Source organism: Corynebacterium sp. S5S1, from assembly GCF_001913985.1.
GTDB lineage: Bacteria > Actinomycetota > Actinomycetes > Mycobacteriales > Mycobacteriaceae > Corynebacterium > Corynebacterium marquesiae.
In genome coordinates this window covers 38,563-45,536 of the sequence record NZ_MKXT01000015.1, presented here as the reverse complement: position 1 = coordinate 45,536, position 6,974 = coordinate 38,563, and the positions used below count along the sequence as shown (strand labels likewise).

Sequence of the window (6,974 nt, the reverse complement as noted above, 5' to 3'; positions counted from 1 at the left end):
ACAAGAAAGACAACGAACTCAGCCCCCAACGGGGCAACTAAAAACGAAAAATCTCGAGACACCGACCGGAACGATGTCTCGAGACTTCACATTGTGCCCCCAGTGGGACTCGAACCCACACTGAATCGATTTTAAGTCGACTGCCTCTGCCGATTGGGCTATGGGGGCAAGGGCAAGGAGTATTTTAGGCCACCTCACCCTGCGGGAGTTAACGAGGGGTACCCTCCGCAGCCAGACCAGCGATAATGCCATCGAGAATGTCCTTTTCACTGATGAAAAAGCTGCGCGCATCGCAATTGCGCTCGATGAGCTGCATGATGCCTTCGACGGCTACGGCCCCACCGCCGATGACATCGGCACGGCCGGGGTGAATGACGGGATTAAGGGCGCGGACGTCGGAAGGCAGGCTAATAAGCTGCTGCAAAAGCACGCGCAGGGCATCGAAGCGGAGCTCAGACCCGTGAATGGCATCGGCGTCGTAGCGCTCAAGGCCCTGAGCCAATGCAGAAAGAGTGGTAAAAGTTCCTGCGCAGCCGACGATGGTACGGGCCTTAGAAATAGGTACTATCTTCTCTACTTCCGCCGTGCGCTCGCCGACGTACTCGGAAGCGATCTCAATCTCCGACTCGGTTGGCGGATCGGTACGCATGATGCGCTCGGTTAGCCTGACGCACCCCATGCGGGCCGAGTGAGTGCCCAAGATATCGCCATCTGCGGTGCCTACGACGAACTCGGTCGAACCGCCACCCAAATCGATAACACAGAATGGCCCCCGGTCTGGCTCCACATCGGCCACGGCGCCATTAAAGGACAACAGAGCCTCTTCCTCACCCGAGACGACCTCGGCCTGTGCGCCAGGCTGAATTTGGCCGAGCAACTCAGCAGTCATGTCGAAGAATTCCTGCTGATTCTTGGCATCGCGGGTAGCGGAGGTAGCAACCATCCGCACGCGGGTGACCTTCTCAAACTTCATCTGGCGTACGTAGCCTTCCAAGGCCACGCGGGCGCGGTCTAGAGCCGCAGGGGCGATTTCGCCAGTGGCATCGACTCCCTCTCCCAGGCGGATGATTTCCATGGTGCGGGTAATATCGCGGACCTTGCCGTCATCCTGAATTTCAGAGATGAGCAAGCGAATCGAATTGGTACCGCAATCAATCGCAGCAACGCGAGTCATAGCAGCCCTCCTATTCCGCGTTAGAGAAATCGAACTGGGCCAAGTCAATCCCCAGATCCTCTACGCTGGGCCAATCCTGCGGGATAGCAGAGCCTCGAAGCTTGCCGTGGTCGGCGGCCATCGCCACCGCCTCAGTTCCCAAACGGAAATGCTGTGGGCCTTCAGCAAGCGCGTACGCGATGAGCACATGCAGACACTTCACCCGATCGGGCATGCCGCCACCGGAGAAATCGGTGCAAAGGTCTTCGATGTCATTGCGCTTGGCCAAAAAGTATTCGTGGGCACGCTGATAGTCGGCAGCCAATTCCTCGTCCTCACCCAAGCGGGCTTCCATCCACTTCATAACGTGAGCAACCTCCAAGCGTGAGGCTTCTGCCGTAAGCCGTGGGTCGGTGAGGTAGTAGAGGGTGGGGAATGGGGTGCCGTCGGCAAGCTTGGGTGCCGTCTTAATTACCGCGGGCTGCCCATCCGGCGTGCGATAAGAAACCTCTAGGACCCCGCGTGGAGTGCGGCCCAATTGCTCAGTTACTACAGCGATATCTGCATCAGTGACGGTCATGCGGACAATTATCGCACATCTGGATTCTCTTCCGGCGCCGGCTCAATCGGAAGATGATTTACCTGCTCGGACGGAGCTTCTTCCTCAGGCGGCTCGGCTACAGAATCCCACAGAACTTCGTACCATTCGCGGGAATCTTCTTCCTTCTGACCATCTGTAGTGAGCTGGTCATCCGGCTTAATCTGCGGGTCAATGATGCGGTAGGCGGTCTCACCCTCATCGACAACCCCGAATCGGCGCCGCGCCTCCTGCTTGATGTACTCATCGGACTTATATCTATCAATCTTCTCCAGCAAAGCAGCTTTCTCATCCTGCTTGGCGGCGATTGACTCATTGAGGCGGGCAATTTCGGACCGGCCGTGGTAGTAATTGCGCAGCGGAATGGCGATAGCAAACAAAACAACGAGCACTATAGCTACGATTACGCCTACTCCGGCAATACTCATCCGGTCCGGCTTCTGTTTCTGCTTCAGTTGTGCACGCTGTGCCTTGCGGACATCCGCAGCACGCGAGGCTACCGGAACCCTAGTACGGCTCCGGTTTCGCTGCGTCTTCTTTTCGCGTGCCATAGGTCTTTAATCCTAGCGCTGTCACTCCTGTAACAGGGACGTGGCACGCGCAAATTAGATACGCTAAAGGAAATTCTCCCGCCCAGGGAGGAACTTTCATGTCCCTCAAACGCCTCCTGCCCGTTCTCACCGCAACCTTATTCCTCGCCAGCTGCAACCCCTCCGCCCAAGACGGCGAATACCCCGTCTACGGTGACGGCTACGACCTAAACGCTAAAGACGGCATGGCCGACTACCTCAAGGAGTATAAGATCCTGCCGGATGATTACATCAACCATGATGCTGACCAGCTCGAGGGAGACGATCAGCCCGAAAGCTTTGAAACCAACGCAGACTCTGTCAAGAAGGCCGGCGAAGCTGCCTGCAAGAATGATGAATTGCTCGATATCTCGAAGGAATATTTCCGAGGAAACACCGACAAATTTGGGGGAAGCAGTTATGTCATCGGTCGACGGCTCTGATGACAAATATCGTGATGTTTTTGAAGCGCTAGACATCCCTGATGACGCACCGGACTCTGACAAAATCATGGCTGCAGCGATGACCTCACTCGGCGCCGTGATGTCTTGCGGTGATGAATTCAGCGATGAGGAACTGGAAAAGGTCGCTGAGACGATCCATTCCAGCTAGAGCTTCGAACCATATTCCCTGCCTAAGGAATAGTAATGCCACTCAAGCGTCTCCTCCTCCTAGCCGCCGTAGGCGCCCTACTTGCTGGGTGCAGCTCGAGCGACCACAAAGAAGAAGTCGCCACCGAAGCGGAGTCCCCCACTAGCAAAAGCACTACCAGCAGCGAAGCTCCTACCACTACCACCAGCAGAAACCACGACCTCAATACCAAAAGCGGCTTCATTTACCACATAAAAGAACACGGCACGATCCCGGACTTTTACCTGGACGTGTTCGGCGCGGGCGCTTCCGATACCGATGACGGCCCCACCAGCTACGAGGTCAACGCCACGACCCTGAAGAAGGCTGGAGCTGTTGCCTGCGAGAATGATCAGATTCTAGACGATGCTAAGTATTTGCTAGCCCATGGCGACAGCGGATTTGAGGAGCTCGTTCCCGATTTAGAAGAGTTTGACAGGAAATACGCTCCCGTCTACGAAAAGCTTGAAATGTCAGCGGCCTCTCCCCTCCCTGACAAGCTATTTACCATGTACATGGCTGGAGTGGGTTCCCTCGCCACCTGCGGTGACAAATATGATGATAAGGAACTCGAGGCAGTGGCTGACAAAATTTTCAGCTACTAGACCCCCCTAAATTTCGCACAATTTTTCGCTTCAAGCCTTGCGCAAGCCAGCAAGGCGGCTTATACTGAGGGTAGAAATTCGATTGGGTGTGCGATTTATTCCAGAGGGGGAACTTTCCGTGACAGCCAGCGACGCACCACCAAAGAAAGCTTATTTTTCTACCAATAACCTCGACGATACGGTTTGCGTTTTGGGCATGCTCCAACGCATTCAATCCTGGCAGCTCTACCAATCCGTACTTCCGCGATTAGAAGACGATGTCGAATGCACTACCGCTGCTTTAGCTAAGCGGGTCGGCTTGAGCTACTGGCGCGTTTTATCCGCACTGCGCTCTCACCTGCGCATGCGTGAGTTGCCGTTAACCACGGCAGTACAGACCGAACATTGGATTCTTGACCTCCCGCGGCTGCACGTCATTGATGCCGAGCTTGCCCCGCTTGGCGACGACGCCGAGGGCATCCAACTAGTCGATGCCGCCCTTGCAGACTTCCTCACCCCGAAGGAACCTGCTCAGCATGTCCCCACGGAATCTGAAATCCGTAGATTCTTGCGCGATTACATCGATGGCATTCTCAAACCAGATATTGAGAAGGAAATCGAGCACTCTGTTTCCATTTCTTATTCCAAAGGCCAAGCCACCATCACCCTGAAAACGGATAAAGCAACCGCCAGTGCTATTTCACGGCACATCGATAAAGCAGCGCGAAAGAAGAACATCACAAAGCCAGAGGCTTTGGAGGCGCTGATCTTTAATCGCACCCAGACAAAAGTAGTTATCAATACCTATACAGCGGGTGAGGATGCTTCTCGGGTATATATCCCGTCGGCAGGATGGTGCGTTCTTACCGAACGCTTGAGCACTTACTCGATGACTCGCGAGTTGTGCCCAAAAGAAACATCCTCCTACGTCCCCACCGAGCAAATCAGGACATGGGTCCATGGTCGCGATGCCACGTGCCGTTGGCCGGGGTGTTCCATGCCGGCGCATTACTGCCAGCTTGATCATCGGGTGGAGTATGCCGACGGCGGGCCGACGAGTATCGATAATCTTGTCACCCTTTGTCAGCACCACCACAATGTGAAGACCGATGGTAGGGCCCGCTACATCATGGATCCCATCACTGGGGACGTCGCTTGGCTCTTTTCGGACGGCACTTTCGAAATTGACCGTGCCCAAGGGCCTTTGGCGCCGCGGACCGTAAATTGGAAGCAAACCTGGCAACAATACCTAGACATGCGAAAGCGCCCCCGCGGCAATGCAAGGGCGCTATGAAAGGAGGCGATTAAGCCTTAAAGCGCGGGAAAGCAGAGCGGCCGGCGTAGACTGCGCCGTCGCCAAGCTCCTGCTCGATGCGCAGAAGCTGGTTGTACTTAGCTACGCGCTCGGAACGAGCCGGTGCACCGGTCTTAATCTGGCCACAGTTCAGAGCAACAGCCAGGTCTGCAATGGTGGTGTCCTCGGTCTCGCCAGAGCGGTGGGACATCATGGTGCGGTAGCCATTGCGGTGAGCCAGCTCGACTGCGTCGAAGGTCTCGGTCAGGGTGCCGATCTGGTTGACCTTTACCAGCAGAGCGTTAGCGGCCTTCTTCTCAATGCCTTCCTGCAGGCGAGCAGGGTTGGTGACGAAGAAATCATCGCCGACGATCTGTACCTTCTCACCAATCGCGGCGGTCAGGGTGGTGTAGCCTTCCCAATCGTCTTCCTGCAGTGGGTCTTCGATGGAGACGATCGGGTACTCGTCAATGAGGCCCTCGTAGACCTTGCACATTTCTTCAGCGGTGTGCTCGCCACCCTCGAAGTGATACTTGCCGTCCTTGAAGAACTCGGAGGAAGCAACGTCGAGTGCCAGGGCTACGTCCTTGCCGGGCTCGAAGCCGGCCTTCTTGATGGCGTCCACAATGACGTCGAGAGCAGCCTTGGTGGAGTCAACGGACGGTGCAAAGCCACCCTCGTCGCCCAGACCAGTGGACAAGCCCTTGTCCTTCAGCACTGCCTTCAGTGCGTGGTAGACCTCGGCGCCCATGCGAAGAGCCTCGGCGAAAGACTCCGCACCAATCGGAGCGATCATGAATTCCTGGACGTCTACGCCGGAGTCAGCGTGTGCGCCGCCGTTGAGGATGTTCATCATTGGCACTGGCAGTACGTGTGCATTCGGGCCGCCAATGTAGCGGTACAGAGGCAGTGCAGCGGACTCTGCGGCGGCCTTGGCTGCGGCGATGGAAACGCCCAAGATAGCGTTAGCGCCGAGCTCGGACTTGTTATCAGTACCGTCCAGCTTAATCAGTGCCTGGTCAATGAGGCGCTGATCGTCGGCTTCGAAGCCAGCAATTTCGTCGGCAATCTTCTCGTTGATGTTCTCAACAGCTTTCAGAACGCCCTTACCCTGGTAGCGCTCGCCACCGTCGCGCAGCTCGTGAGCCTCGTGCACACCGGTAGAAGCACCGGAAGGAACGCCGGCAACACCGCGGGCGCCGTCGTCAAGGAAGACCTCGGCCTCGACGGTTGGGTTGCCACGGGAATCAAGAATTTCGCGGGCGAAAGTGTGGATGATATCAGCCATGCTGTTTTTCACTCCTCATAAATAAGTTCGCTCTGGACCAGCCAGCCCAGCTACGTAGTCAATTGTTGCAGAAAACTTTGCTGTGTGACGCTACTTGGCACTTTGCGGAACCGAATAGGCATTGGCGGCGTGTGCAACTTTATGCAAATACTCGCTGGACTGGTTGTAATTTAGAACTGCTTCCTCCCACTGTTCTGGGTTAGAGAGATCTCTATCACCAAAGCATAAAAGTCCGGCGGCGCCGACTGCGGCGTCGTCAATTTGATTGGGATCTGCCTTCCCATCGCCGTTAGCATCGGCGCCCACCGATTCCCATGTGGTCGGGATAAATTGCATCGGGCCGACGGCGCGGTCATATTCGGAATCCCCATCGATGTCGCCATTATCGGTATCTGGAGTGTGCGCCGTATTGTTCAGGCCATCGAGGGCGATGCCGTTGATGGGTGGTTGGGGGTAGCCGGCGTCGTCAAGCTTGGAGGGCTTAAACCAATTGCCGTTGTAGGTGCCGTGGCGGGTCTCCACGTAGCCTAGGCCGGCAAGGGTATTCCACCGCAGATGGCAATTCGGCCATTTTTGCTGAGCGATGAGTTCCGCGTTGCCATAAGCGCGCAGTGCGGCCGGCGGGATGCCCGTCTGCTCAGCTAGGTCAGAGGCCCAGTAGGTAAGCTTATCCGCAGTGCGGCTGGGAGCATTGACGTCAATATGCGCGACCTCTTTGCCTTCAACGGGCGGAATGTTCTCCGGTACGGGCTCCTGGGAAGTGCCGTGCCCCGTCAACAGCCATGCCACCAACGCGATGATCACGGCTACGGCCACCCCGCAGCCCCCGAATATCTGCAGGAGCCTCTTCATGAGAAG

Annotated in this window: 9 protein-coding genes and 1 tRNA gene; 4 read left to right on the top strand and 6 right to left on the bottom strand. The window is 56.3% G+C overall.

The window, feature by feature from the left end:
* Positions 1-94 precede the first annotated feature (94 nt).
* From BKN05_RS06910 to BKN05_RS06895, 4 genes are all read right to left on the bottom strand, one after another.
* Positions 95-168, bottom strand: a tRNA-Leu gene (locus BKN05_RS06910).
* Between the two features lie 40 nt (positions 169-208).
* Positions 209-1,174 carry a Ppx/GppA phosphatase family protein gene (locus BKN05_RS06905; RefSeq protein WP_049379137.1) on the bottom strand — a complete coding sequence of 322 codons (966 nt, stop codon included), beginning with the start codon at positions 1,172-1,174 and terminating at the stop codon, positions 209-211.
* Between the two features lie 10 nt (positions 1,175-1,184).
* Positions 1,185-1,733, bottom strand: coding sequence for a DUF501 domain-containing protein (locus BKN05_RS06900; RefSeq protein WP_049379135.1), 549 nt, complete (start codon positions 1,731-1,733; stop codon positions 1,185-1,187).
* 8 nt (positions 1,734-1,741) lie between these two features.
* Positions 1,742-2,302 (bottom strand): FtsB family cell division protein, encoded by a 561-nt coding sequence (locus BKN05_RS06895; RefSeq protein WP_049379133.1) that lies wholly within the window; start codon positions 2,300-2,302, stop codon positions 1,742-1,744.
* 98 nt (positions 2,303-2,400) lie between these two features.
* Here BKN05_RS06895 and BKN05_RS06890 point away from each other — a divergent pair, with 98 nt between their 5' ends.
* The 4 genes from BKN05_RS06890 to BKN05_RS06875 all read left to right on the top strand — a co-directional run bounded on the left by BKN05_RS06890 (position 2,401) and on the right by BKN05_RS06875 (position 4,828).
* Positions 2,401-2,763, top strand: a complete 363-nt coding sequence (locus tag BKN05_RS06890) for a hypothetical protein (RefSeq protein WP_225747202.1) — start codon at positions 2,401-2,403, stop codon at positions 2,761-2,763.
* Complete coding sequence (locus BKN05_RS06885; protein ID WP_225747203.1) at positions 2,741-2,932, top strand: hypothetical protein; 192 nt, start codon at positions 2,741-2,743, stop codon at positions 2,930-2,932. The genes BKN05_RS06890 and BKN05_RS06885 overlap by 23 nt, the downstream gene beginning before the upstream one ends.
* A gap of 35 nt (positions 2,933-2,967) precedes the next feature.
* Positions 2,968-3,555, top strand: coding sequence for a hypothetical protein (locus tag BKN05_RS06880; protein WP_049379131.1), 588 nt, complete (start codon positions 2,968-2,970; stop codon positions 3,553-3,555).
* Positions 3,556-3,673: 118 nt separating this feature from the next.
* The gene (locus BKN05_RS06875; protein ID WP_286688280.1) at positions 3,674-4,828 is read left to right on the top strand and encodes an HNH endonuclease signature motif containing protein; all 1,155 of its coding nucleotides are present in this window, start codon (positions 3,674-3,676) and stop codon (positions 4,826-4,828) included.
* A gap of 10 nt (positions 4,829-4,838) precedes the next feature.
* On the opposite strand, the gene eno is transcribed toward BKN05_RS06875, so the two are convergent.
* Both eno and BKN05_RS06865 read right to left on the bottom strand, forming a co-directional pair.
* The gene (eno, locus tag BKN05_RS06870; RefSeq protein ID WP_286688279.1) at positions 4,839-6,116 is read right to left on the bottom strand and encodes a phosphopyruvate hydratase; all 1,278 of its coding nucleotides are present in this window, start codon (positions 6,114-6,116) and stop codon (positions 4,839-4,841) included.
* 90 nt (positions 6,117-6,206) lie between these two features.
* Positions 6,207-6,968 (bottom strand): lytic transglycosylase domain-containing protein, encoded by a 762-nt coding sequence (locus BKN05_RS06865; protein ID WP_286688278.1) that lies wholly within the window; start codon positions 6,966-6,968, stop codon positions 6,207-6,209.
* Between the last annotated feature and the right edge of the window lie 6 nt (positions 6,969-6,974).